At 64.1% G+C, this 23,065-nt stretch carries 22 protein-coding genes; 12 read left to right on the top strand and 10 right to left on the bottom strand.

Going from position 1 to position 23,065, the window contains the following annotated elements:
- Positions 1 to 194: 194 nt before the first annotated feature.
- Positions 195 to 4,985, bottom strand: coding sequence for an NAD-glutamate dehydrogenase (locus EB231_RS05990; RefSeq protein ID WP_172348016.1), 4,791 nt, complete (start codon positions 4,983 to 4,985; stop codon positions 195 to 197).
- Between the two features lie 135 nt (positions 4,986 to 5,120).
- On the opposite strand from EB231_RS05990, the gene EB231_RS05985 reads away from it, so the two are divergent.
- Together EB231_RS05985 and EB231_RS05980 are read left to right on the top strand one after the other, a co-directional pair.
- On the top strand, positions 5,121 to 5,684 hold the full coding sequence (locus EB231_RS05985) for a peroxidase-related enzyme (protein WP_172348015.1): 564 nt from the start codon (positions 5,121 to 5,123) through the stop codon (positions 5,682 to 5,684).
- 124 nt (positions 5,685 to 5,808) lie between these two features.
- Complete coding sequence (locus EB231_RS05980) at positions 5,809 to 6,135, top strand: YciI family protein (protein ID WP_056575027.1); 327 nt, start codon at positions 5,809 to 5,811, stop codon at positions 6,133 to 6,135.
- Between the two features lie 9 nt (positions 6,136 to 6,144).
- Here the strand turns inward: EB231_RS05980 and EB231_RS05975 are convergent, their stop codons facing one another.
- Positions 6,145 to 6,759 carry a LysE family translocator gene (locus EB231_RS05975; RefSeq protein ID WP_172348014.1) on the bottom strand — a complete coding sequence of 205 codons (615 nt, stop codon included), beginning with the start codon at positions 6,757 to 6,759 and terminating at the stop codon, positions 6,145 to 6,147.
- A gap of 399 nt (positions 6,760 to 7,158) precedes the next feature.
- Here EB231_RS05975 and EB231_RS05970 point away from each other — a divergent pair, with 399 nt between their 5' ends.
- Positions 7,159 to 7,785 carry a DUF1062 domain-containing protein gene (locus tag EB231_RS05970; protein WP_172348013.1) on the top strand — a complete coding sequence of 209 codons (627 nt, stop codon included), beginning with the start codon at positions 7,159 to 7,161 and terminating at the stop codon, positions 7,783 to 7,785.
- A gap of 59 nt (positions 7,786 to 7,844) precedes the next feature.
- On the opposite strand, the gene typA is transcribed toward EB231_RS05970, so the two are convergent.
- Positions 7,845 to 9,674, bottom strand: coding sequence for a translational GTPase TypA (typA, locus tag EB231_RS05965; RefSeq protein WP_056575012.1), 1,830 nt, complete (start codon positions 9,672 to 9,674; stop codon positions 7,845 to 7,847).
- A 197-nt stretch (positions 9,675 to 9,871) separates the two neighbouring features.
- On the opposite strand from typA, the gene EB231_RS05960 reads away from it, so the two are divergent.
- Entirely contained in the window at positions 9,872 to 10,153 is a 282-nt protein-coding gene (locus tag EB231_RS05960; RefSeq protein WP_172348012.1) for a hypothetical protein, read from the top strand.
- A 113-nt stretch (positions 10,154 to 10,266) separates the two neighbouring features.
- Here the strand turns inward: EB231_RS05960 and EB231_RS05955 are convergent, their stop codons facing one another.
- Complete coding sequence (locus EB231_RS05955; RefSeq protein WP_172348011.1) at positions 10,267 to 11,550, bottom strand: MFS transporter; 1,284 nt, start codon at positions 11,548 to 11,550, stop codon at positions 10,267 to 10,269.
- Positions 11,551 to 11,623: 73 nt separating this feature from the next.
- Between EB231_RS05955 and EB231_RS05950 the strand changes: the two genes are divergently transcribed.
- Both EB231_RS05950 and EB231_RS05945 read left to right on the top strand, forming a co-directional pair.
- Positions 11,624 to 12,241 carry a TetR/AcrR family transcriptional regulator gene (locus EB231_RS05950; RefSeq protein WP_172348010.1) on the top strand — a complete coding sequence of 206 codons (618 nt, stop codon included), beginning with the start codon at positions 11,624 to 11,626 and terminating at the stop codon, positions 12,239 to 12,241.
- 44 nt (positions 12,242 to 12,285) lie between these two features.
- Positions 12,286 to 12,879 (top strand): hypothetical protein, encoded by a 594-nt coding sequence (locus EB231_RS05945; RefSeq protein ID WP_172348009.1) that lies wholly within the window; start codon positions 12,286 to 12,288, stop codon positions 12,877 to 12,879.
- 264 nt (positions 12,880 to 13,143) lie between these two features.
- Here the strand turns inward: EB231_RS05945 and ppa are convergent, their stop codons facing one another.
- The 6 genes from ppa to EB231_RS05915 all read right to left on the bottom strand — a co-directional run bounded on the left by ppa (position 13,144) and on the right by EB231_RS05915 (position 17,562).
- Positions 13,144 to 13,677, bottom strand: a complete 534-nt coding sequence (gene ppa / locus EB231_RS05940; RefSeq protein WP_056575002.1) for an inorganic diphosphatase — start codon at positions 13,675 to 13,677, stop codon at positions 13,144 to 13,146.
- Between the two features lie 201 nt (positions 13,678 to 13,878).
- Positions 13,879 to 14,385: a GNAT family N-acetyltransferase gene (locus EB231_RS05935; RefSeq protein ID WP_172348008.1), complete on the bottom strand. Its 507-nt coding sequence runs from the start codon at positions 14,383 to 14,385 to the stop codon at positions 13,879 to 13,881.
- 151 nt (positions 14,386 to 14,536) lie between these two features.
- Positions 14,537 to 15,175 (bottom strand): TPM domain-containing protein, encoded by a 639-nt coding sequence (locus EB231_RS05930; RefSeq protein ID WP_172348007.1) that lies wholly within the window; start codon positions 15,173 to 15,175, stop codon positions 14,537 to 14,539.
- A gap of 4 nt (positions 15,176 to 15,179) precedes the next feature.
- Positions 15,180 to 16,073, bottom strand: a complete 894-nt coding sequence (locus tag EB231_RS05925; RefSeq protein ID WP_172348006.1) for a TPM domain-containing protein — start codon at positions 16,071 to 16,073, stop codon at positions 15,180 to 15,182.
- 4 nt (positions 16,074 to 16,077) lie between these two features.
- Positions 16,078 to 16,854 carry a TPM domain-containing protein gene (locus EB231_RS05920; RefSeq protein ID WP_172352824.1) on the bottom strand — a complete coding sequence of 259 codons (777 nt, stop codon included), beginning with the start codon at positions 16,852 to 16,854 and terminating at the stop codon, positions 16,078 to 16,080.
- A gap of 69 nt (positions 16,855 to 16,923) precedes the next feature.
- Complete coding sequence (locus EB231_RS05915; RefSeq protein WP_172348005.1) at positions 16,924 to 17,562, bottom strand: LemA family protein; 639 nt, start codon at positions 17,560 to 17,562, stop codon at positions 16,924 to 16,926.
- A gap of 162 nt (positions 17,563 to 17,724) precedes the next feature.
- Here EB231_RS05915 and EB231_RS05910 point away from each other — a divergent pair, with 162 nt between their 5' ends.
- From EB231_RS05910 to EB231_RS05885, 6 genes are all read left to right on the top strand, one after another.
- Positions 17,725 to 17,976, top strand: coding sequence for a hypothetical protein (locus EB231_RS05910; protein ID WP_172348004.1), 252 nt, complete (start codon positions 17,725 to 17,727; stop codon positions 17,974 to 17,976).
- 12 nt (positions 17,977 to 17,988) lie between these two features.
- Positions 17,989 to 18,873, top strand: a complete 885-nt coding sequence (gene pdxY, locus EB231_RS05905) for a pyridoxal kinase PdxY (RefSeq protein ID WP_172348003.1) — start codon at positions 17,989 to 17,991, stop codon at positions 18,871 to 18,873.
- Positions 18,870 to 19,682 (top strand): DUF429 domain-containing protein, encoded by an 813-nt coding sequence (locus tag EB231_RS05900; protein WP_172348002.1) that lies wholly within the window; start codon positions 18,870 to 18,872, stop codon positions 19,680 to 19,682. The genes pdxY and EB231_RS05900 overlap by 4 nt, the downstream gene beginning before the upstream one ends.
- 145 nt (positions 19,683 to 19,827) lie before the next feature.
- Positions 19,828 to 20,472, top strand: coding sequence for a carbonic anhydrase (locus EB231_RS05895; protein WP_140775970.1), 645 nt, complete (start codon positions 19,828 to 19,830; stop codon positions 20,470 to 20,472).
- Positions 20,469 to 20,903 carry a nuclear transport factor 2 family protein gene (locus tag EB231_RS05890; RefSeq protein WP_172348001.1) on the top strand — a complete coding sequence of 145 codons (435 nt, stop codon included), beginning with the start codon at positions 20,469 to 20,471 and terminating at the stop codon, positions 20,901 to 20,903. Before EB231_RS05895 ends, EB231_RS05890 begins: the two co-directional genes overlap by 4 nt.
- 90 nt (positions 20,904 to 20,993) lie before the next feature.
- A complete protein-coding gene (locus EB231_RS05885; RefSeq protein ID WP_172348000.1) occupies positions 20,994 to 23,048 on the top strand; it encodes a M3 family metallopeptidase in 2,055 nt (684 codons plus the stop codon).
- The last annotated feature ends 17 nt before the right edge of the window (positions 23,049 to 23,065 follow it).

Raw genomic sequence — 23,065 nt, 5'->3', positions numbered from 1 at the left:
CCCCTCATTGTCCTGCCGGACATTTCCCCCCGTATTGTGACGGGGAGAAAGACGCTCCCGGGAAGATTCTCGTCACTTGTCGACGTCGCAGAATGGGCGCCGGCCTTGCGGCCAGTTCCTTTCTCCCCGTCACTATACGGGGAGAAGGTGGCGGCAGCCGGATGAGGAGCGGCGCCAACCTCTGCGAGAGTTCCTCACATCCCCGTCAGGTCGCTCATCAGCCCTGACGCGACCGACAGCCGCGACACGGTGATGTCGCCGCCTTCGGTCAGCGCCTGCAGTCGCTCGCGGATGCGCGACACGCGCTCGCCACCGGCTTCCAGCCAGGCCGCGACCGGATCGGCGGCCTTGGCATGGCCGGTGAGTGCCGCGACCGCAATGCCGCGACGCGACGCACCAATCGTGTCGGTGGCGCGCGAAAGAGCGAGCTGATCATAGTAGTCCGACGGCGTGATCGAGCGCGCCGCGTCCTCGACGCGCGGGATGCGGAAGGCATCGCTGACCGCGAAGAACGCCTTGGCAGCGGCGACGATGTCGGCATTTGCCATCCGCGCGGTCAGCGCGATGTCGGGGATGAGTTCCGCCACCTCGCTCAGCGCCAGCTGCTCGGCCAGTCTTTCCGGTGCGCCGGCCTTGAACAGCCCGTGCCGCTTCTCCTCGATCCGCTCGCGCGAGAAGGCCGGCAGCAGCGAAACGAGCTTCGGCTCCAGCGCCTTGCGCGCCTCCTGCAGTTCCGCGATGCGCTGGCCGAGCGGCGCCATGCCGGTATCGTTCTTGAGATACCAGCCGCTGGTCACGTAGATCAGCCGGCTAACCATCTGATAGAGATCGAGCTGCACCTGACCGTCGATCTGGTTGTCGAGCGCGTCGATCTCGCGATAGAGCGCCGGCAGCGCGAAGCCGTCACGCACCACGGCGAAGGTGCGCACCACGTCGGCGGCGGTACGCCCCGTGGCCTCCTGGAGCCGGTTGACGAAGGAAGGGCCGCCGCGATTGACGAGGTCGTTGGCGACGACGCGGGCGATGATTTCGCGGCGCAGTCGGTGGCCATGGATTTCGGCGGCGTATTTCTTCGCCATCCGGTCCGGGAAATAGCCCATCAGATCGCGGTCGAAATGCGCGTCATCAGGCACGTCACTGGCGACGATGTCGGAAAACAGCACGATCTTGGCATAGGCGAGCAGCACGCCGAGCTCGGCCCTGGTCAGCGGCTCGCCACGTGCCTCACGCTCGGCAAGGGCCGCCGGTGACGGCAATGTTTCCACGGCACGGTCGAGCAGGCCGCGCGCTTCGAGCGCCGACATGAACCGGGCCTGGTGCGCGATGTCGGCGAGGCCGCGCTTGCGGGCGATCGAAAGCGCCAGCGTCTGCTGATAGTTGTTTGACAGCACCAGCCCGCCCACCTCGTCGGTCATCTCGGCCAGCAGCTTGTTGCGTGCGGGGCGCGTCAGCGATCCCTTGCGCATGGCCGACGCCAGCGCGATCTTGATGTTGACCTCGACGTCGGAGCAATTGACGCCGCCCGAATTGTCGATGGCGTCGGAATTGCAGCGGCCGCCATTCATGCCGAACTCGATGCGCGCCCGCTGCGTGACGCCGAGATTGGCGCCCTCGCCGATCACCTTGGCACGCACGTCGAGCGCCGTGATGCGGATGGCGTCGTTGGCGCGGTCGCCGACCTCGGCGTTGGTTTCGGCGGATGCCCTCAAGTATGTGCCGATACCGCCGAACCACAGAAGATCGACCGGCGCCTTGAGGATGGCGGTCATGATCTCGACCGGCGTGGCGGTCGTCTTGCCGAGGCCGATTGCCGCCGCGGCCGCGGCCGGCAAGGTGATCGACTTCTGATTGCGCGAGACGATGATGCCGCCTTCCGACAGCTTGCTCTTGTCATAGTCCTGCCAGCTCGAACGCGGCAGCGCGAACATGCGCTCGCGCTCAGCCATCGAGGCCGCCATGTCCGGATCGGGATCGATGAAGATATCGCGATGATCGAAGGCGGCGATCAGCCTGGTTTTCGGCGACAGAAGCATGCCGTTGCCGAACACGTCGCCCGACATGTCGCCGACACCGACGGCGGTGAAAGGCGATGTCTGGATGTCGCGGTTCATCTCGCGGAAATGCCGCTTGACCGCTTCCCATGCGCCTTTGGCGGTGATGCCCATCTTCTTGTGGTCATAGCCGGCCGAGCCACCGCTGGCGAAGGCATCGTCGAGCCAGAAGCCATGCTTCTCGGAGATGGCGTTGGCGGTGTCGGAGAAGGTCGCCGTGCCCTTGTCGGCGGCGACGACGAAATAGGGATCGTCCTGGTCGCGGCGCACGACACCCGCTGGCGGAATGACACCGTCCAGTCCGATATTGTCGGTGATCGACAGCAGGCTGGAGACGAAATTCTTGTAGGCAGAGGTGCCCGCCTCGAAGATCGCGTCGCGGCTGCCGCCGACCGGCAGGCGCTTGGGGAAGAACCCCCCCTTGGCGCCGACCGGCACGATCACGGCATTCTTGACCTGTTGCGCCTTGACCAGACCGAGCACCTCGGTGCGGTAGTCCTGGGCACGGTCCGACCAGCGCAGGCCACCACGCGCCACCGGGCCGAAGCGCAGATGCAGGCCCTCGACCTCGGAACCGTAGACGAAGATCTCGCGCCACGGCCGTGGCGCCGGTAGCCCTTCGACCGCCTGCGACTCAAGCTTGATCGCCAGGGACTGGCCTTTCTGCTTCGTATCGGCAACGAAATGATTGGTGCGCAGCGAGGCTTCGATCAGGTTGAGGTAGCGGCGGATGATGGTGTCGTCATCGATGTTGGGCACATCCTCCAGCGCATCCTTGATCTTGGCCTTGAGATGCTTTGCCGCCACCACCCCATCGCCCTCGGCCGTGGGGCCAAGCCGGGCAATGAACAGCGCGTGCAGGCCGCGCGCGATCTCGGGATAGCGGTTGAGAGCCGCCGCGATGAAATCCTGGCTTTGCGGAATGCCGACCTGCTGCAGATAGCGGCCATAGGCGCGCAGGATGGTGATTTCACCGGACCACAGGCCGGCTGTCTGGGCCAGGCCGTTATAGCCGTCATTGTCGACATCGCCGCGCCACACCGACAGGAACGCGTCCTCGAACAGCGCGCCGCCGTCGGTAAGGTCGATCGGCTTGCCGTAGCTGTTCTCCAGTTCCATGTCGTGGATGAAGACCAGCCCGGATTGCACGCCACCGACCTCGAAGGTGCGCTCGCTGATGACGCGGAAGCCGATGTTTTCCAGCACCGGCACGCGCCGCGACAGCGCCACCGGGCTGCCGTGGTGATAGATCTTCAGCGCCGCCTGATGCGGCTTCTGCTCGGCATGGCGGTAGTAGTCGATGGCGATCGGATTATCGGCGCTGATCCTGGCGATGCGCCCGGCATCGACCAGCGCCACCGCCGCGCTGAAGGAGTCGCGATAACTTTCCGGCAGTCTCGCGGCGATGGCCTTCAACGCCTGGTCGCCGCCATCGGCTTCCGCCGCGTCGGAAAGGGCATCCTCCCAGGTGCGCACGATGTCGCGGATCGCCGCCTCGATCGTCGCCTGCTCGACTTTCGGCGTCTTGCCGCCGGAGCGTCCGATGATGAAGTGCACGCGCGCCAGCCCGCCTTCGGGGAAGGCCGGGTAATAGGCCGACAGTCGGCCCTCGAACACGGTCTTGAGATAGGCGCCGATCTTCTCGCGCACGACGCTGTCGTAGCGGTCGCGCGGCACGAAGACGAGGATCGAGACGAAGCGGTCGAACTGGTCGGCGCGCACCAGCGCCCGCACGCGCGGCCGCTCGACCAGGCCGAGAATGGCCGCGGCATGCTTGCGCAGGATCGGCACCGGCACCTGGAACAGTTCGTCGCGCGGATAGCTTTCCAGCACGTTGATCAGTGCCTTGCCGGAGTGGTCGTGCCGGTCGAAGCCCGACTTGGCGATGATGGTCTCGGCCTTGGACCTGAGATACGGGATCTTCATCACCGAGCGCGTGTAGGCGGTCGAGGTGAACAGCCCGACGATACGCAGTTCGCCGGCAAGCGCGCCCTTCGGGGTATAGGTCTTGACGCCGATGTAATCGAGATAGATGCGCCGGTGCACGGAAGACTTGGCATTGGCCTTGGTGACGATCAGCGGCTCCGGCCCGTGCAGGAAGGCGCGGATCTCCGGCGTTGTCGTCACCGCCTCGGTGCCGCGCCTCAGCACCAGTACGTCGGGATCGCTGAGGATGCCGAGGCCGGGCTTGTCGGCGCGCTCCAGATTGCCGCTTTCCTCGCCGCCGGTGTATTTGAACTCACGCATGCCGAGGAAGGTGAAATTGTCGTCGCGCAGCCATTCCAGGAAGGCGATCGCCTCGGCCACGCTCTTCTTGTCGAGCGGCACCGGCGAATAGCGGAACTCGGAGATCGCCTGGTCGAGCCGGGCCAGCATCGGCTTCCAGTCGTTGACGGCGGCGTGAACCTGCCCAAGCATCTTGCGCAGCCGCTCGGTCAAGGCGTTTGCCGCGTCCGCCGTCAGCCGCGGGATATGGACGTGGATGACGCTCAGCCGGTCGTGATTGCCGTCGTCCTTGGCGAAATTGCCGTCGCCCAGGATCTCCTCGACACCGCGTTTGCCGTGCCGCACGGTGATGACCGGGTGGGTGACCAATGTCGGTTCACCTGATGTCTCGGTAACCTCGCCGAGGATGGAATCGAACAGGAACGGCATGTTGTCGTTGACGACGGTGATGACCGTCACCGGGCGGCCTTCGCGAACGACGCCCGAATCGGTCTCGACGGCAACGACGCACGCGCCCTTCTTGTGCCTGGATACCGCCCGGCCGGCGAGGTCGGCGGCGCGTTCGAGGTCGGCCACCTCATAGGCGGCGATGTCTTCGGCCGGCGCGCGAGCGAGCAGGTAATCAGCGAGCCGGGCTGGCCTTTCCTCGGTCTTTGTCGCTGATGTGGGTTTTTTCTTCGGCTTCGCTGCGGATTTCACGCGGGCCATGACGCTATTCCCTCCCGTCGAATGCTTTTACGACTATCGTAGCAGATGACCGCTGTTTGGCGACAAAGGTTTGACGGCTTGCCAAGAATTATCCGAATTCGGCGGCAAGGCGGCGCCCGAAGAGGAGAAATGACCATGACCGGCAAAATCACCGCGCTTGATCTCGATTCAAGGGAACTGAGCGAACCGACAAAGGCCTATTTCGCCAAATGCGAGGAGAAGCTCGGCCTGGTTCCGAACGTGCTCAAGGCCTACGCCTTCGACGACAAGAAGCTGCGCGCCTTCACCGACATGTACAACGATCTGATGTTGGGTGATTCGGGCCTGTCGAAGCTGGAGCGCGAGATGATCGCGGTCGCGGTCTCCTCGATCAACCATTGCTATTACTGTCTGACCGCGCATGGCGCGGCGGTGCGCCAGTTGTCCGGGAACCCGGCGCTCGGCGAAATGATGGTGATGAACTTCCGCGCCGCCGATCTCTCGCCGAAGCAAGCCGCCATGCTCGAATTCGCGGTCAAACTGACCGAGGAGCCGGCAAAAATCGTCGAGGCCGATCGGGCGGCATTGCGCCAGGCCGGCTTCAGCGACCGCGACATCTGGGACATCGCCTCGACTTCAGCCTTCTTCAACATGTCAAACCGCGTGGCTGCTGCGATCGACATGCGGCCGAACGACGAATACCACGCCATGGCACGGTGAGGCTCCAACCTCGCCTTACATTAGGCATTCCTCATTCTCGTTGCTTGTTTGCCGGTTTGGTCCGATGATCGGCAGGCGGCATGACCGCATGCCGGTTCGATGCCGCTCATCAAGGGAGGAGAACATGGCGAAGTTTCTCTATGTCTATCACGGTTCCGGCAAGATGCCGACGAGCGAAGCCGAGCGAAAGGCGATGACCGACGCCTGGACAGGCTGGTTTGGAAAGCTTGGTTCGGCTGTCGTCGACCCGGGCAATCCGGTCGGCATGTCGAAGACCGTCATGCCCGGTGGCAAGATAGAGAACAACGGCGGCAGCAACCCGACCGGCGGCTACTCGATCATCGAGGCCAGGGATATCGACGATGCCGCCGAGAAGGCCAAGGGTTGCCCCATGCTGGCCATGCCGAACTGCAACGTCGAGATCGCACCCATCATCAATATGATGGGCTGACGCTTCGCCTCAGGATCGTGACGCAATGGCCGCCGCGGCACCGGCCATCGTGGTGGCGCTGACGCGGTTGGCGATCTTCATGGCGCGCTTGCTCTTCAAGAGCTTGCGCGCCTGCGAGGCGGCAAGCACCCATGCGAGATCGATGGCGATCAGCACCACAGCCATGGTCGCCGTCAGCTCGACCCAGCCGACAATGCTGACCGACGCCAGGTCGATGATGGTCGGCAGCAGCGCCAGGTAGAACATCATGATCTTGGGGTTGCCGAGCGTCACCGCCATGCCCGCGAAAAACAGCTTCGCCGGCGAATCCTCGCGCGGCATCTCGCCCTCTTTCGCGTCGACAGGCGCCGTCCACATCTTCCAGGCGAGGTAAGCGAGATAGGCGACACCGACCCATTTCACCACGACAAAGGCGAAGTGGAAGGTCTGTGCCACCACGGCCAGCCCGAACACCGCCAGCGACAGCCAGATGCCCTCGCCGATCCACATGGCGAGCAGGAACGGAAACACGTCGCGAAAGCCCTTCGAGATGACGCGCGCGACGAGTGCGGCGATCGACGGGCCAGGCGAACCGGCGGCGACGAACAAGGCGGCGGCAAAAATCAGCAGCGAGGTAAGATGCATGGCCGATATCTCTGTCTGACAGACTCCGAAGCCTGACAGTAGCGCAAGCGGTCGACCTGCGGTAGCGCCGACAAAAAAGACGCTTGTCGGCGCGGCGTCACGCCGCTAGAAGACCCGCCGCGAAACAATTTCGAGCTTCACTTTGCCTCAGTAACCGCCGGTCTCGTCAACTCCCCCGACACACTCGCACGGCACCGCATCCGCGGTGCCTGTTTCATGTTCACGTGTTCTTCTGGGCGGCGGTTCGAGACCGGTTTGGCACTGCTGAACCGCTGTCGCGCGCTTTCCGCCGACGACACCTGACTTCACCATCTCCGCAGCCTACCGCCACGCCGCGCCCGCAAGGGCATCTCGACATTGCCGACCTGATGAACTTCCCGACGGGAAGGGCTTATCGGCATGTTTTCGACTCTACGCATCCACTGGGCGATCACGCCCGAAATCGCACCTCAACCCCTGATCAACTGCAATCGCTGTGGCGGTATCAGGGCCTATCGCTGCAGCGGCAAATTCCGCGTCAACGCCAACGGCAAGCGCATCGACGTGTGGCTGATCTACCGCTGCGTCGATTGCGACAATTCCTGGAATTTCGGCATTTTCGAACGCTGCAATCGCCGCGACATCGAACCCGCGCTGCTGCAGGCACTCGAAAGCAACGACCCGGGGCTTGCGCGGCGCCATGCCTTCGATGTCGTCGCCTTGCGCAACCAGGTGGGGCGTGTCGAGGAGTTTGCCGATGTTGCGGTGCGCAAGCGGTTGCTCTGCGGTACCAGGGAAAGCGCGGCGCCCCTGGAACTGCGGCTCGGGCTGGAAATGCCGACATCGCTCCGGCTCGATCGTCTGCTTGCCAATGAACTCGGAATCTCGCGCTCGCGGCTTCAGGCGCTGGTGGAGCGGCGCCGGCTGGTCGTTGAGCCGGACGGAGCCAAAGCCTTGCGCAAGCCGGCCCGCCAGGGAATGACGATCCGCGTCGACCTGGCCGGCGAGCCGGATCACGAAGCGATCATCAGCGCGGCCGGCGGATGAACGAGAGAGGGGCGGAGCACGTGATGCTCCGCCCCTCTCAGAAATCGTCGGAAGAAAAATTACGCCGCGCCGACCGCCTTGGCCGACTTCTCGAAACGCTTGCGTTCGTTCGGATCGAGATAGAGCTTGCGCAGGCGGATGGTCTTCGGCGTCACCTCGACCAGTTCGTCGTCCTGGATCCAGGCCAGCGCGCGTTCAAGCGTCATGCGGATCGGCGGGGTGAGCTTGACCGCCTCATCCTTGCCGGCGGCGCGGATGTTGGTCAGCTTCTTGCCCTTCAGCACGTTCACTTCGAGGTCGTTGTCGCGGGAATGGATGCCGATGATCATGCCCTGATAGACCTTGACGCCCGGGTCGATGACCATCGGGCCACGGTCTTCCAGGTTCCACATGGCGTAGGCGACCGATTCGCCCTGCTCGTTGGAAATCAGCACGCCGTTGGTACGGCCCGGCAGTTCGCCCTTGTAGGGCTCGTAGGCATGGAACAGCCGGTTCATCACGGCGGTGCCGCGCGTATCGGTCAACAGTTCCGACTGGTAGCCGATCAGGCCGCGCGTCGGCGCGTGGAACACGATGCGCTGGCGGTTGCCGCCCGACGGGCGCAACTCGACCATCTCGGCCTTGCGCTCCGACATCTTCTGCACGACGACGCCGGCATGCTCCTCGTCGACGTCGATGACGACTTCCTCGACCGGCTCCAGCAATTCGCCGTTCTCGCCCTTCTGCATGACGACGCGCGGACGCGACACGGCGATCTCGAAGCCTTCGCGGCGCATGGTCTCGATCAGCACGGCGAGCTGCAATTCGCCACGGCCGGAGACGAAGAACGAATCCTTGTCGGGCGATTCCTCGATCTTGAGCGCGACATTGCCTTCCGCCTCGCGCAGCAGGCGATCGCGGATGACGCGGCTGGTCACCTTGTCGCCTTCGGTGCCCGCGAGCGGGCTGTCATTGACCAGGAACGACATGGTCACGGTCGGCGGATCGATCGGCTGCGCATGCAGCGCCTCGGTCACCGCCAGGTCGCAGAACGTGTCGGCGACGGTGCCCTTCGACAGGCCGGCGATGGCGACGATGTCGCCCGCCTGGGCCTCCTCGATCGGCTGGCGCTCGAGGCCGCGGAAAGCCAGGATCTTCGAGATACGGCCGGTTTCGATCTGGGTGCCGTCATGGTGGAGCACCTTGACCGCCTGGTTGGCCTTCAGCGTGCCGGATTCGATACGGCCGGTGATGATGCGGCCGAGGAAAGGGTTGGCTTCCAGGATGGTGCCGATCATGCGGAACGGGCCGGGATGAACGGTCGGCGCCGGCACATGCTTGACGATGAGGTCGAACAGCGGCGCCAGCTGCTGGTCCTTCGGGCCCTCCGGATTTTCCGAAACCCAGCCGTCACGGCCAGAACCATAGAGAATCGGGAAATCGAGCTGCTCATCGGTGGCGTCGAGCGCGGCGAACAGGTCGAACACCTCGTTGACCACCTCGACATGACGAGCGTCCGGGCGGTCGATCTTGTTGATGACGACGATCGGCTTCAGCCCGACCTTCAGCGCCTTGCCGACGACGAACTTGGTCTGCGGCATCGGACCCTCGGCGGCATCGACCAGCACGATGGCCGAATCCACCATCGACAGGATGCGCTCGACCTCGCCGCCGAAATCGGCGTGGCCGGGGGTGTCGACGATGTTGATGCGAGTGTCCTTCCAGTCGACCGAGGTCGCCTTGGCCAGGATGGTGATGCCGCGTTCCTTTTCGAGGTCGTTGGAATCCATGGCGCGCTCGGCGACGCGCTGATTGTCGCGGAAGGAGCCGGACTGCTTCAAAAGCTGGTCGACAAGGGTTGTCTTTCCATGGTCGACGTGCGCGATAATCGCGATATTACGGAGTTTCATGTTCTGGTCTCGGGAGCGTTGCAGGCAGCAGGCCAAAGGCGCCGCCTCTTTCGGTTGCGCGGCTCATACAGGGTTTTTCGCATTTGCGAAAGAGGACGCGCGACACCAAATACTCATCAAATCTTAAGCATCTGCGTGTGAGATGATTTTGTTAACCAAGGCGGGAACCTTTTCAGGGCCCGGACAGTTCGACCATCATGACCGATAAACTCAATCGTTTTTGGCCGCTCATCGCATCCGCGGCCTTTGCCATGCTGCTGGCGGCCAATGCCGCGCAGTCGGCCGCGACGCAGAAGGGTGCGCGCGCTGTTACACAGTCCGACACCCAGACGGCCGAGCAGATCTTTGCCGATGCGCCTGATGGCGTTGACCCGGTGGTGACGGGACCGGTCAGCACCGCCTTCAAGCAGAGACAAGCCAGCGCCAACTGCGACAGTGCCGTGTGGCCGAATATTCCGATGGTCTGCTACCCGGACTGATTCTCTTCGGCCCGCTTGCCGTTTAACGGCAGCAATCGTTGACGCTCCCTCAAACGGAAAGGCGACCTGACTCCCGTTAGATCGCCTTCGATCGTAATTTCATCTAGCCCGCCTCAAGCGGCCTGCGGTTCCGGATCGAACGCCGGTCGGCTGGTGTTGATCAGCAGCGAGATACAGGCGGCGGCTATTGCCGTCATGCCGGCGATCAGGAAGGCCAGTTCGTAATTGCCCTGAAGCTCGCGCATGGTGCCACCGAAGGCGGCCGCCGTGGCCGCACCCACCTGGTGGCCGGCAACGATCCAGCCGAACACGATCGGCCCGCTGCGGTCGCCGAACGCCTCGTTGGCGAGCCTAAGCGTCGGCGGCACGGTGGCGATCCAGTCGAGGCCGTAGAGCACCGCGAAGATGATCAGGCTGGTCGCCGAGAAGCCGGAATAGGGCAGATAGATCAGCGACAGGCCGCGAATGGCATAGTAGACGCCGAGCAGCTTGCGCGGGTCGAAACGGTCGGTGAGCCAGCCCGACAGCGTCGTACCGATCAGGTCGAAAATGCCCATCATCGACAACAGACCGGCCGCCTGCACCTCGCCGATGCCCATGTCGCCACAGAAGGCGATCAGATGCGTGCCGACTAGGCCGTTGGTGGTGAAGCCGCAGACGAAAAAGGTGGCGAACAGATACCAGAACACCCTTGTGCCAGCGGCGCGGCGCAGCGTGTTCAGCGTATGCGCCAGGAAATTGCCTTGCGATGCCAGCGATGTCGGCGGCACGTCATCGGCCTCGGCGCCATAACGCACCATGCCGATCGAGGCTGGCCGCTCCGGCACCAGCAGCCAGACCAGCGGTATCATGGCCGCCGTGGCGATCGCGACCGCAATGGCAACCGGCTGCCAGCCACCCGATTGCGCTAACGCAGCGATCAGCGGCAGGAACACCAGCATGCCCGACGCGCTGGAGGCCGACATCAACCCCATGACGAGACCGCGATTGGTCTTAAACCAGCGATTGACGATGGTGGCGCCAAGCACGCTGGCGACGGCGCCGGAGCCAATGCCGGAGAAGACGCCCCACGTGATGAAGAGATGCCAGGGCTTGGTCATCAGCAGGCTGAGTGCCGTCGAGCCCGACATGATCACCAGCGAGGCAAGCAGCGTGCGGCGCAACCCGATCCTTTCCATGAGCGCGGCGGCGAACGGACCGGTCAGACCATAGAGCAGGATGCCGACGCCTGCGGCCAGCGAGATGACGTCGCGCCGCCAGCCGAAGCTGTTCTCGAGCGGCAGCATCATGACCGACGGTGCCGAACGAAGCCCTGCGGCGACCAGCAGGCAGAGGAAGATGACGCCGACCACGACGAAAGCGTAGCGCTGGCCAAAGGGACGGGATTGAGCTACCATGTTACTGACCGGTACGTTGCAGGACGGGAGCATGTATACGTACCGATCGGTAACACGTCAATCGAGTCACATGATGCCAACCGACAAAAATATTGAACTGACCATCAGCGAAGGTCATGCATCGGCGCCACCCAAGGCCGCCAAGAAGATCCTCGACGTCGCCTATGACCTGTTCTACCGGCGCGGCATCCGCGCGATCGGCGTCGACGAGATCGTCAAGCGCGCCGGCGTCACCAAGCCCAGCCTCTACCGCAGCTTTCCTTCCAAGGACGAATTGGCCGCTTCCTATCTCCGGCAATACGATCTTGAATACTGGGAGCGCTGGGACGAGGCGGTGAACGCCCATCCCGGTGATCCGCGCGCGCAGATCAAGGCGTTCCTGACCCGCATCGGCAAGCGCACGCAAGTGGCCGACTATCGCGGCTGCGGCATGACCAATGCTGCGGTCGAATATCCCGAACACAGCCATCCGGCCCGCGTCGTCAGCGAGGCCAACAAGCAGGAACTGCGTCGCCGGCTGCGTGCCATGGCCGCCGCGATGGGGGCGGAAGATGCCGACACGCTGGGTGACGGCCTGCTGCTGTTGATCGAGGGCGCCTATATCAGCGGCCAGCTGTTCGGGCTCGGCGGTCCCGCACAGTCGGTTGCCCGCAACGCCGATCTGCTGATCGAAGCGAGCTTGAAGAAATAGCGATTGGCGGTACGCTGCTCCGGCCCGAACCGGAGATGTCCGTCATGCGTGCCGTTCTGATCCCGCTTGCCCTCGCCGGTCTCTGCCAGGCGGCCCATGCCGGCGACATTTCCAGCGCCTACACCGACCTCGACTGGAAGAAAGACTGCGTGACCTACGCACAGGCCGAGGAAGGCGATGGCGACTGGGCCGATCTCGCCTGCTCGGGCTACCGCGGCTATCCCGTGCTGATCGCCTATGACGACGCCCGCGAATCGCTGTTTTACGGTTTTCCGCCGGGCGGCGACATGACGTCCGCCTGGGAGAGTTTTTCTGGCTTCAATTCATCTGGAGCCAAGATCGAATGGCGCATCGAAACCAATGGCGACAAGGCCGTGCCCTTCGCGGTCATCCACCGCCGCACAATCAGCAATGGCGAGGACGAGAACAAGTCGATCGAGGTGCTGCTCGTCGCCAAGGTCGGCCAGATGGACGCGCGAGAAAGCTGCACGGTCGGCCTTGTCCTGGCCAGCGGTAACCCGCAAGCCAACGATCAGGCGCGAAAACTCGCCGACGAGAAGGCGCGCACCTTTGCCTGCGGCAAGGACCGGCACACCGCCATCGGCAATGTGCCGCCCTTCGGCCGAGTGGATAATTAGGCACGTTGGAGATTGGCTGCAGCGCCCGTCACTTCGTCATCCTGGGGCGGAGCAAGGAGCGCAGCGACGCGGCGCAGATCCCGGGATCCATGCCGCGACATCAACACCGCCGCAACGGTGCGGAATTCTGTTCCGCCCCGCACTTCACCCGGTGTCACGGCATGGATACAGGGTCTCCGCGACGCCGCTTCGCGGCTGCTCCCCCCTGGTATGACGAAGCTGAGAGGCTTCGCCAAATCTACCTAGGCCGTGCGAGGTTCGGCATTACTTGCTCTTCTTCGCCCGTTCGATCGCCTCGACGATCATCTTCTTGGCATATTTGGAATCGTGCCAGCCTTCGATCTTGACCCATTTGCCGGGCTCGAGATCCTTGTAGTGTTCGAAGAAGTGCTGCACCTGCTGGCGCGTGATGTCGGGCAGATGCGTGTACTCGGTAACGTTCTCGTAGCGCAGCGTCAGCTTCGGCGACGGTACGGCGATGACCTTTTCGTCCTGACCGGCATTGTCTTCCATCACCAGCACGCCGATCGGCCTGACATTGATGACGCAGCCCGGCACCAGCGCGCGCGTGTTGCAGACCAGTACGTCGATCGGATCGCCGTCACCCGATAGCGTGTGTGGTACGAAGCCGTAATTGCCGGGGTAGCGCATCGAGGTGTGCAGGAAGCGGTCGACGAACAACGTGCCGGCCTCCTTGTCCATCTCATACTTGATCGGCTCGCCGCCGATCGGCACTTCTATGATGACGTTGATATCCTCAGGCGGATTCTTTCCGATGGCTATGGCTTCAATGCGCATGGCTTTGTCCCTCTCTCGATTGGGAGGAGATAGCGGGCGGCGCGGAATGGTGCAATGCGGCGAATGGTGCTCACCAAGGTCGGGCGGGACGCGCCGGCATCCGGCACGTTCAATCATCGGCACAAGATGTTTCAGCGCCGTGATTTGGCATGGGATACGAACCATGCACCGGCTTGGCTTGCCGCAATCATCCCTGGGCGGTCACTCCCAGACGAAGGCGACCTTCTTCAGCGCCTTCTGCTCGAAGATTTCGACACCCTCGGCGATATCGCGGCCGCCGGCGCCGGCATAGAAGGCCAACGCGTTCTGGTTATCTTCCAGCGCCCATACCACCATGCCTTTCAGGCCATGGTCGGCAAGACGCGCCCTGGCTGCCGCGAACAGGCGACGGCCGAGACCGATGCCCTGATATTCCGGGCGCAGGTACAATTCGTAGATCTCGCCTTGCTGCTTGAGCTCCCGGGCGCGGTTCTTGCCGATCGTCGCATAGCCGGCGATCGTGCCGCCGATTTCAACCACCAGAACGGTGGCGGCGCGGCGAATCGCATTCGCCCACCAGTCGGCGCCCCGGCGGTTGATCATCGATGTCAGCGTGCGGTGTGGAATAATGCCGGAATAGGCGCCGCGCCAGGCTTCCAGATGCACCTCGGCGATGGCGCCAGCGTCGCGCGGTTCGGCTTTGCGGATGTCGATCGTCAGCGTATTCATGATTTGTTAACCATAAACCCGCATGGCCCGATTGCAAAGAGTCCGGGCGGCTCGCCGGCCGCTTTCTCACAACCGCCGCTGACACTGCTGACATTGGCAAAACCCGCCCTGAAACAGCCCCGATCGGTGAGGAGCGGCTGCCGGCAGGCTCTCAGATTTCGACCAGATGGTCGTCCAGCTCATTGGTATCGAGCGAAGTGACCGGGAAATGCTCGGCCAGCACCGCGCCCACCTGTTCTATCGACTTGACAAAACCGTCGGCAAGCCGGTCGTCGCCGGCGTGCGCCGTGAGATCGCGCACCACACCATCCCAGACATGCTGGCCGACCTTGGCGTCGATGCCCGAATCGGCGACCACCTCGGCATAACGTTCGGCGATCGAGACGAAGATCAGCACGCCGGTGCGCGCCGTGGTGCGGTGGACGTTGCGGGCGAGGAACTGCTTGATCGCATTGTCGTGCGCCGCGCGATAGCGCAGCCGCCGCGGCACCATATGGATGCGCAGGCCGGGCAATGCCCACAGCAGGGCCAGCACGCAGACAAGCGCCAAAAGCTCGGCGATGACGAAATGCGGCAGGCGGATGGTCAGCCACCATGCCTCGAGGCCATAGGCGACAGCAAGGCTGACGACCAGCATGCCAAGCGTCGCCATCAGGGCGGCGGGGGCGAAATAGCCGTCGCTGGCGCGCGCGATGACGCAGTAGATCTCGCCATCGGTTCTGGCCTCGGCGGCGCGGATCGCATCGGCAATGCGCTCATGATCCTGCGGGCTGATCGGTCGTGTTGCCATTGTCTCACCAGCTTCCTGAAGAACCGCCACCACCGGACGAGCCACCGCCGCCCGAAAACCCGCCGCCGCTGCTCGACCCGGACGACCAGCCACTGCTGGAGCTTCCCGACGACCAGCCGCCGCCTGACGAACCCGTTGTCCAGCCCCTGGAGCCCGAGGATGATCCGCTTGGCCCCCGGCCGTAACGAAACGTCATGCCCAGCCATCTATACACGCCCGGCGACAGTTTCGTGCCGAACATCGGCGGCAGGAATGCCATGGCCAGGCCGCCGAAGAACAGCGTCGCCCACAGGATCAGGAACACCGCGACGATGGGATCGATGGGGGCACTGCTGTCGGCGGGATTGCGCTTGCCGCGTGCTTCGAGCTCCTCAGGATTGCCTTCCAGCACCATGACCATGTCGTCGACGGCCTTGGAGATGCCACCCGAGAAGTCGCCGGCACGGAACGCCGGCACCATGTCGTTTTCGATGATCAGCTTGGTGTGCAGGTCGGTCAGCGTGCCTTCCAGCCCGTAGCCGACCTCGATGCGCATCTTGCGATCGTTCGGCGCGACCAGCAGCAGGACGCCGTTGTTCTCCTTGGCCTGGCCGAGCTTCCAGAAGCGGAACAGCCGGTTGGCGTAGGGTTCGATCTCCTCGCCGTCCAGGCTGGGAATGGTTGCGACGACGATCTGGTCGGAACCCTTTGTCTCGAAGTCGGCGAGTTTTTGCGTCAGCGCCGCCTTGGTCGAGGCATCGATGATGCCCGCATTGTCGACAACGCGGCCCGTGAGCGCCGGCAGGTCCGCCGCGAAGGCCGCCAAGCAGGACAGCAGCAACGCCAGAGCCGTCAGGACAGCGTGGATCGCCGGGCTAAGGAAACCAGGCCTCGGCGTGCCGATGGTGCGTGTCGTCATGCGCTCACCAGCTTCCCGAGGAGCCACCACCGCCGGACGAACCGCCGCCGCCGGAAAAGCCACCGCCACCCGAAGACCAGCCGCCGCCGGAACTTCCCGAGGACCAGCCGCCCCGGGATGAGGAGCGCCGTCCGGGTTCGAAGGTCATGCCAAGCCAGCGATAGCGTCCTGGCCCGAGCTTCTGGCCAAAGATCGGCGGCAGGATGGAGGCGGCGATACTGCCGAAGAAGATGATCGCCCAGATGCTGATGAAGATAGCGAAGAACAGGTCGTCGGAATTGAACGGCGCCTCCTGGTTGCGCTTGCCGCGTGCTTCGAGCTCCTCAGGATTGCCTTCCAGCACCATGACCATGTCGTCGACGGCCTTGGAGATGCCACCCGAGAAGTCGCCGGCACGGAACGCCGGCACCATGTCGTTTTCGATGATCAGCTTGGTGTGCAGGTCGGTCAGCGTGCCTTCCAGCCCGTAGCCGACCTCGATGCGCATCTTGCGATCGTTCGGCGCGACCAGCAGCAGGACGCCGTTGTTCTCCTTGGCCTGGCCGAGCTTCCAGAAGCGGAACAGCCGGTTGGCGTAGGGTTCGATCTCCTCGCCGTCCAGGCTGGGAATGGTGGCGACGACGATCTGGTCGGAACCCTTTGTCTCGAAGTCGGCGAGTTTTTGCGTCAGCGCCGCCTTGGTCGAGGCATCGATGATGCCCGCATTGTCGACAACGCGGCCCGTGAGCGCCGGCAGGTCCGCCGCGAAGGCCGCGAACGGAAGCACCAGGATGAAGAGCATGGCTGCGACAAGGCGAGCCAGGCGTCGTCCCTCATCGGCCTGCAAGATCACCACGTTTGGCCCCGGCTATCACCCGCCCTGCTTCGTGCCGAAATCGACCTTCGGCGGCTGCATCTTGTCTTCGTCGACGGTGAAATTGGCGAAGGGCTCGTTGCCGCGGAACCAGAAGGTGGCCCAGAGCACGGACGGGAAGGTCTTCAGCGTCAGATTATAGTCCCTGACCGCCTGGATGTAGTCGCGCCGCGCCACTGCGATGCGATTCTCCGTACCTTCGAGCTGTGCCTGCAGCGCCAGGAAATTCTGGTTGGCCTTGAGGTCGGGGTAGGCCTCCGACACCGCGATCAGCCGCGACAGCGCGCTGGTCAGCCCGGCCTGGGCATCCTGGAATTTCTTGAGGGCTTCGGGATCCTTCAGCGTATCCGGCGTCACCGTGATCTGCGTCGCCTTGGCGCGGGCCTCGACGACAGCGTCGAGCGTGTCCTTCTCATGCGAGGCATAGCCTTTGACCGTCTCGACCAGATTGGGGATGAGATCGGCGCGGCGCTGATACTGGTTCAGCACCTCGCTCCATGCCGCCTTGGCGTTTTCCTCCGCCGTCGGGATCGTGTTGTAGCCGCAGCCGGCAAGCAGCGGCAGCACGATTGCCATCATCAGGAAGGCGGGCAGCGTGCGGAATGTCGATGGTCGGGCAAGGCGCTGGGCAAGCATGATGGGGTCCCTCGGTAGAAGTTGCATGCGAAGCATTACCACAATCGGCGCGCAAGAAAACGGCCTCGACCTCACGAACAAGCCGGCATGCGTCGTCCTCTCGCAAGGCCCTGTGATTGGCCGCGCGAACGCGATAAGGTCCGGGCAAAACGGGACATCATCATGGCGGAACGTCCGGACAGCGACAGGGAATCGCGCCGTATCCTAGAGCGCGTTGCGCAAGAAACCGACCCGGCCGGCGCCTCCTTCGTGGCGCGGACGACGAAAGGCATGCGCGACCACGTCGCCGCCGCCGACGCCGACCGCGCGGACCCGATCGAAGTCTGGGGCACACGCATTGGCAGGATACTCGGCCTGCTTCTGGCGCTGGGCCTGATGGTCTGGCTCGTGCTTTTCCTCACCCGGGGCAGCTAGGAATCACAAACAATGAGTGCCGAGAAACCCGACGCGCCGCGCGCGGTCATCGTCATTTCCAGCCATGTCGCACGCGGTTCGGTCGGCAATCGTGCCGCCGTCTTCGCACTGGAGACGCTGGGCTTTCCGGTCTGGGCGGTGCCGACGGTCATCCTGCCCTGGCATCCCGGCCATGGGCGGGCGACGCGCATCGTGCCGCCACTCGACCAGTTCAAGGCACTGATGGCCGATCTCGAGCGCGCGCCATGGCTGGGAGAGGTCGGCGCCGTGCTGTCGGGCTATCTGGGCGAGGCCGGCCAGGCCGAGGCCGTCGCCTCGCTGGTTGCCGCGGTCAAGGCCAGGACGCCGGACGCCGTCTATATCTGCGATCCGGTGATGGGCGATTCCGGCGGCCTCTATGTGCCCGAGTCCACCGCTGCCGCCATGCGCGACCGGCTGATGCCGATCGCCAACATCGCCACGCCCAATCGCTATGAGCTCGAATGGATGGCCGGCGTTCCCTTGCCCGATCTGAAATCGGTGATTTCGGCGGCACTCCATGCCGGACCGTCGACCATGCTGGTCACCTCGGCACAGTCGATGATGTCAGGCGGTACCGGCAATCTGCTGCTCGACGGCACCCAGGCCCTGCTTGCCGAGCACCGCCTGATCGACAAGCCGCCGAACGGCCTGGGCGACCTGACGGCGGCCGTCTACCTCGCCCGCATCCTTTCCGGCCAGCCGCCGATCAAGGCGCTGCAGTCGACCACGGCGGCGGTCTACGAGATCCTGGCGCGCACCGCCAAACGGGGCGGCGACGAGCTGCAGCTCGAGACCGACGCCCAGAGCCTGTCGCACCCGATGGCCATGGTGCAGCTGCGTCACCTCACGCATCCGGGGCGGGACCGCCGGGCGTGACTTCGACCGGGGTCGTGCTCGTCGGCGCCGATGGCTGCAAGGCCGGCTGGATCGCCGTGCGGCGCGAGCACGGTTCGACACCTCGTAACCCTGGTTCGACACCTCGTAACCCCGGTTCGGCGCCCCAAGTCGAGGTGTTCGCCAGCTTCGCCGCATTGCTCAAGGCAAGCCCGGACAATGCGATTGTCGCCGTCGACATGCCGATCGGCCTGCCCGAATTTTCCAGCAAAGGCGGGCGCGGACCGGAAGCGCTGGTCAGGCCACTGCTCGGGGCACGCCAGTCCAGCGTCTTTTCGATCCCGTCCCGCGCCGCGCTCTACGCCGACACGAGCGATTTCATCACCGTCGAAGCTTGGTATGCCGCGCATCGCAAGGCAAGCGAGGTGGCCAGGGCCACATCCGACCCGCCGCGCGGCGTTTCCATCCAGGCCTTCGGCATTTTCTCGAAAATCCGCGAGATCGATACTTTGCTGATCGCGCGGCCGGATCTGCGCGGCCGCGTCTTCGAATCGCATCCCGAAGTCGCCTTCTGCCGCTTGAATGGCGATCAGGCCATGCAATTGCCGAAGAAGATCAAGGGCAGCGTCAATCCGGCCGGCATGGCGGAGCGCAAGGCGCTGCTGTGCCGGCACGGTTATGAGATGAGCTTTCTCGACCAGCCGCCGCCGCGCGGGGCGGCCGCGGACGATTTCCTCGACGCGGCTGTCATGATGCTGATCGCCGGCCGCATCGCCAGCGGCAGCGCGAAGCCATTTCCCAACCCGCCGCTCGCTGACGGTTTTGGCATACCGGTCGCCATCTGGGCATGAATGTCGACACACGCCCCGCCTTGGCGCATGGCATTTATGCCCAGCCCCTACAATTCTGCATTGCTCGCAACAGGCTTTTGCCGTTAGAGGCTTTCTCGACCGCAACGAGCTGCCGCCTCCAACCCCGGAAAGGCCTTAGCCGCCCATGCCTCACCTTCCCGACCACCTCCTAGCCGGCTACCGCAATTTCATGAATGGCCGCTACCTCACCGAGAGCGGCCGCTATCGCGAGCTCGCCCGAGAGGGGCAGGCCCCCGAGACGATGATCGTCGCCTGCTGCGATTCCCGCTCGGCCCCCGAAGCGATCTTCGACGCCGGGCCGGGCGAACTCTTCGTGCTGCGCAATGTCGGCAATCTGGTGCCGCCCTACGAGCCGGATGGCGAGTTCCACTCGACCTCGGCCGCGCTCGAATTCGCGGTGCAGAGCCTCAAGGTCAAGAACATCGTCGTCATGGGCCACGGCCGCTGCGGCGGCATCCGCGCCGCGCTCGACCCCAATTCCGCGCCGCTGTCCCCCGGCGACTTCATCGGCAAGTGGATGAGCCTGATCGCGCCGGCCGCCGAGACCGTTTCCTCCAGCACCTTCATGACGGCGACGGAGCGTCAGACCGCGCTCGAGCGCATCTCGATCCGCTATTCCATCGCCAACCTCAGGACCTTTCCTTGCGTCTCGATCCTCGAGGGCAAGGGCCGGCTGTCGCTGCACGGGGCCTGGTTCGACATTTCGACCGGTGAGCTCTGGGTGATGAACAAGGACACCGGCGATTTCGAGCGGCCGGTGCTGGAATGAACGGGGTGGTGCGCCAGGCGATGAACGTCCGGTCGATCGTTTTCACGGCGGCCGCACTGCTGGTGGCAATTATCGCCGCCCGCGCCGATGACGGCGCCATCATCAGCCGCTGGTATGCGGCGCTGCTGGTCGCCGACCGTACCGAACTCGCCGACCTGCTTGCCGACGATGTCCGCATCAAGCTCGATGACCTCGGCATCGTTCAAAGCAAGGAGGAGTTCATCGCCTCGCTCGACGAATGGAAAGGCGCGGTAGCGGGTGCCGCGATCCGCCACCGGATCGAGAAGAACGAGGGCGGTGTCACCACGGTGATCGCCTGCTACGACTTCCCCAACAACGACATGCTGATGCAGGAGACCTTCGCGGTGACAGACAACCGCATATCCGCCAGTTCGCAAGCGGCAATCGCCGAAAACTGCGAAGGCTATTGAGGCGGATCGGCCAACTGCCATATTGCGGCCCCGCGGGCCGCGCCCTACATCGGTGACACCCTCCTCCTTGATGCCAGCGAAAGACCCTCCATGTCCTCCACGAAAGCCGTCGACCTCGCCGCCCATCCGCTGACCGCGTGGCAGGGCCCGCTCGGTCTGCCGGACTTCGCCCATATCGGCGACGGTGATTTTTCCCCCGTCTTCGACGCGGCGCTGAAGGCGCATGAGGCCGAGATCGACGCGATCGCCGCCAACAAGGATGCACCGACCATCGAGAACACGCTTGAAGCGCTGGAGCTGGGCGGCGAGGCGCTCGATCACGTCTCGTCGATCTTCTGGTGCCGGGCCGGCGCCTACACCAACGATACGATCCAGGCGCTGGAGCGCGACATCTCGCCAAAAATGTCCAGGCATTTCTCGGCGATCTCGATGAACGAGAAGCTTTTCGCCCGCATCGACGACCTCTACCAGCGCCGCGAGAGCCTCGGGCTCGACGCCGAGACCTTGCGGGTGCTGGAGAAGACCTGGAAGGGTTTTGTCCGCTCCGGCGCCAAGCTCGATGCCGAGGGCAAGAAGCGGCTGGCCAGGATCAATGAAGAACTGTCGTCCCTCGGCACGACTTTCGGCCAGAACGTGCTGGCAGACGAGCGCGACTGGGCGCTGTTCCTCGACGAGGCCGATCTTGCCGGCCTGCCGGATTTCCTGAAGAGTTCGATGGCCGAGGCCGCCGAGACGCGCGGCCAGAAAGGCCGCTACGCCGTCACTTTGTCGCGCTCGATCTACGAGCCGTTCACGACCTTCTCGGAACGCCGCGACCTGCGCGAGATCGCCTTCCGCGCCTTCACCATGCGCGGCCAGAATGGTGGCGCCAGCGACAACACATCCGTGGTGCGCGACATGCTGAAGCTGCGCGCCGAAAAGGCGAAACTGCTCGGCTACGCCTCCTTCGCCGCACTGAAGCTAGACGACACCATGGCCAAGACGCCGAAGGCGGTGCACGCGCTGCTCGATCCGGTATGGGAAAAGGCGCTGGAAAAGGCCGCCGCCGACCAGAAGGAACTGGAACGGCTGGCGGCGGAAGCCGGCAGCAATGAAAAATTCGCCGCCTGGGACTGGCGTTTCTACCAGGAGAAGCTGCGCGCGGAAAAATTCGCTTTCGACGAGGCGGAACTGAAGCCCTACCTCCAGCTCGACCGCGTCATCGACGCCTGCTTCGACGTGGCGACCAAACTGTTCGGCATCAGCTTCGAGGAGAAGAAAGGCATTGCCGCCTGGCATCCCGATGCACGCGTCTTCGTGGTGAAGAATGCCGATGGCAGCGAGCGTGCCCTGTTCCTTGCCGACTATTTCGCGCGGCCCTCGAAGCGGTCCGGCGCCTGGATGAGCGCGCTGAAGTCCGGCTACAAGCTTGGCCAAGGCTCGAAGCCGGTGATCTACAACATCATGAACTTCGCAAAGCCGCCGGCCGGCGAACCGGCACTGCTGTCGGTCGACGAGGCGAAGACGCTGTTCCATGAATTCGGCCATGCGCTGCATGGCATGCTGACCGACGTCACCTGGCCGTCGGTCGCGGGCACTTCGGTCAGCCGCGATTTCGTAGAGCTGCCTTCGCAGCTCTACGAGCATTGGCTGACGGTGCCGGCGGTGCTGGAAAAGCACGCCCTGCATGTCAAGACAGGCAAGCCGATGCCGAAGGCACTGCTCGACAAGATGCTGGCCACGCGCACGTTCGGGGCCGGCTTCGCCACGGTCGAATTCACGTCTTCCGCCTTGATGGACATGGCCTATCACGCCCGGCCCGATGCCCCGGCGGAGCCGCTTCGTTTCGAAGCCGAAACGCTCGCCAGGCTTGACATGCCCGACACCATTGCCATGCGCCACCGCACCCCGCATTTCGGCCATGTCTTCTCGGGCGACGGCTATTCGGCCGGCTACTATTCCTACATGTGGTCGGAAGTGCTGGACGCCGATGCCTTCGCCGCCTTCGAGGAGACCGGCGATCCCTTCAACCCGGCGCTGGCCGAGCGGCTGAGGAAGAACATCTACGCCGCCGGCGGTTCCAAGGACCCGGAAGAGCTCTACACGGCCTTCCGCGGCAAGATGCCTTCGCCCGAGGCGATGATGGTGAAGCGGGGGCTGGTGTAACGCCAGCCAATCCCCCC

Origin of the sequence: Mesorhizobium sp. NZP2298 (assembly GCF_013170825.1) — a bacterium.
Lineage (GTDB): Bacteria > Pseudomonadota > Alphaproteobacteria > Rhizobiales > Rhizobiaceae > Mesorhizobium.
This window is presented reverse-complemented; position numbering and strand designations above follow the sequence as displayed.